This window comes from Kitasatospora sp. NPDC048722, assembly GCF_040650235.1.
Lineage (GTDB): Bacteria > Actinomycetota > Actinomycetes > Streptomycetales > Streptomycetaceae > Kitasatospora.
Window position 1 is genome coordinate 1 of sequence record NZ_JBEZGX010000151.1, and the last position, 3,012, is coordinate 3,012.

General features: G+C 74.0%; 1 protein-coding gene. It reads left to right on the forward strand.

Annotated features, from left to right (window positions below; all coding sequences use genetic code 11):
• A partial coding sequence (locus AB0C76_RS41185) for an AMP-binding protein (protein WP_359975869.1) occupies positions 1-3,012 on the forward strand: 3,012 nt, incomplete at both ends.

Consider the following 3,012-nt stretch of genomic DNA (forward strand, 5'->3'; position numbering starts at 1 on the left):
CCCCCGGCGCCCGCCTGTACCGCAGCGGCGACCTCGCCCGCTGGACCGCCGACGGCGACCTCGAATACCTCGGCCGCGCGGACGACCAGGTCAAGATCCGCGGCTTCCGCATCGAACTCGGCGAGATCGAGGCCGCCCTGGGCCGCCACCCCGCCGTGCGCGGCGTCACCGTCGTCGCCCGCGAGGACACCCCCGGCGACCCCCGGCTCGTCGCCTACGCGGCCTGCGCCGACGGCCCCGACGGTACCGACCCCCGCGAGCTGCGCGACCTCGCCACCGCCCACCTCCCCGCGCACATGGTCCCGGCCGCGATCGTCACCCTGGACGCCCTCCCCCTGACCCGGAACGGCAAGATCGACCACGCCGCCCTGCCCGCACCGGAGTTCTCCGGCGACGCCGCCTCCTACGTGGCACCGCGCACCCCGGCCGAGGAGATCCTCGCCGAGATCTGGGCCGAGATCCTCCGGGTGGACAAGGTCGGCGCGGACGACGGCTTCTTCGACCTGGGCGGCGACTCCATCCGCGCCGTGCAGGTGGCCGCCCTCGCCCGGGGGCGCGGGCTCGGCCTCGCCGTCGCGCAGATCTACGAACACCGCACGCTCGCCGGCCTCGCCGCCGCCGCCGACACGGCGGGCGCCCGGACGGGCACCAAGCCCTTCGAGCTGCTCTCCCCCGCCGACCGGGCCCGGATCGGCGACGGCCCCGCGGCCGGCCTCGACGACGCCTACCCCATGACGGCGCTCCAGGTCGGGATGGTCTACCACATGGCCTCCGACCTCCGGATCCTCCCGTACGTCAACGCCGCGAGCTACCGGCTGCCGTACCGCTTCGACGAGGACGCCTTCCACCGGGCCGTGCGGTCCGTGGTCGCCCGGCACCCCGTGCTGCGGACCGGCTTCGACCTGGCGACCTTCGCCGAACCGATGCAGCTCGTGCACCACGAGGCCGAACTGCCGGTCGTCGTCAAGGACCTGCGGGCCCTCACCCCGGCGGAGCAGGAACGGGCCGTCGACGAGCTGATGGAGCGCGAGCGCCGCCGCCCGTTCGACCTGGAGCACCCGCCCATGCTGCGCCTGGCCGCGCAGGTGCTCACCGACGACAGCTTCCAGTGGACGATGGTGGAGCACCACGCGATCCTCGACGGCTGGAGCCTGTGGTCGACGATCACCGAGATCCTCCTCCAGTACACCCGGCTCCTGGACGGCGCCGACCTGGCCGAACTACCGGCCCCGGCCTCGGCCTACCGCGACTTCGTCGCCCTGGAGCAGCGCGCCTCGGCCTCGCCCGAGGCCCGGCGGTTCTGGTCGGAGACGCTCGCCGGGAGCACTCCGCCGCAGCTCCCGGCACGCGCCGGGCAGGTGCCCCCGCCCACCGGGCCGTCACTGCGCAACGACGGCGCGAGCGGTGTCGTGGACGGCTACGGCTGGCGCGACGCGCACGTCCCGGCGGGCCTGGCCCCGCGGGTCACGGCACTCGCCAAGCGCCTCGGCGTGCCGGAGAAGACCGTCCTGCTCACCGCGCACCTCCAGGTGATCGCCGCGCAGACGGGCCTCGACGACGTCTGCTGCGGGCTCACGCTCAACGGCCGGCTAGAGGAGAACGGCGGCACCGAGGCGCGCGGGCTGTTCCTCAACACCGTCCCGTTCCGGGTCCGCACCGCCGGCGGCAGCCGCGCCGACCTGGTCCGGCGGGTCTTCGACGCGGAGGCCCGGATCCTGCCGCACCGGCGGATGCCGCTGGCCCGGATCCGGCAGTTCACCGGCGGCCGCGACCTGTTCACGACCAACTTCACGTTCAACAACTTCCACGTCATGCGCGACACCATGGGTGGCGGCGAACACGCGGACCTGCTCAGCGGACTGGGCGAACTGACCGCCATCCGCCGCGTGGAGCCGGCCGACGTCCCGCTCACCGTCACGTTCTTCCGCAACCCGCTGACCGACGGCCTCCAGCTGTGCATCGACTACGACGCCAACCGGCTGGCCCCGGCCCAGATCGACGAGATCGCCGAACAGCACGTCAGGGCGCTGGAGTCGCTGGTCGACGACCCCGGGGGCGAGCTCGCCGCGCCCGCCGCGACGGCTGGGCCGACCACCGCTGCGCTGAGCGCGCCGACGGCTCCGGCGGGCGCTCTGGAGCGGTTCGCGGCGCAGGTGGCAGCCCGCGGCGACCACACAGCGGTCACGGACGGTACGGGAACCGAGCTGACGTACCGGCAACTCGACGAGCAGGCACGACGATTCGCCGCGCTGCTCGCCGAGGAAGGGGTGAGGCGCGGCGACCGCGTCGGGCTGTGCCTCACCCGCACGGTCGACCTGGCCGCCGCCGTCCTCGCCGTGTGGCGCCTCGGCGCCGCGTACGTCCCCGTCGACGCCGACTACCCGGCGGCCCGACTCGAATTCGTCCTCGGGAACGCGCGGGTCCCGCTCGTCCTGACGGACCCCGGCACCACCGGCCGGATCCCCGCGGGCACCTGGCGCACCCTCGTCACCACCCAGGCGACGGACGCCGTCCACACCGGCTCCGTCCACCCCGGACCGGCCGAACTGGCCTACGTCATCTACACCTCGGGCTCCACCGGCACACCGAAGGGCGTCGAGGTCACCCATGGGAACCTCGCCACGCTGCTCGCCGCCGGCGAGGAGACGGTCGGGCTGTCGGACTCCGACGTCTGGTCGCTGTTCCACTCCTTCGCCTTCGACGTCTCGGTCTGGGAGATGTGGGGAGCCCTCGCCTTCGGCGGACGGCTCGTCGTCGTCCCCCGCGACGTGACGCGCGACCCCGCGGCCTTCCTCGACCTCCTGGCCCGCGAACGCGTCACCGTGCTCTCCCAGACGCCGTCCGCGTTCCGCCAGCTCGTGACCGCCGAGGAACAACACCCATGCGACGAACTGGTCCTTCGCCTGGTCGTGTTCGCCGGCGAGGCGCTCGACCTGGCCTCGGTGCGCGCCTGGTGGCGCCGCCACGCGCCCGACCACCCGGCGCTGGTCAACATGTACGGCATCACCGAGA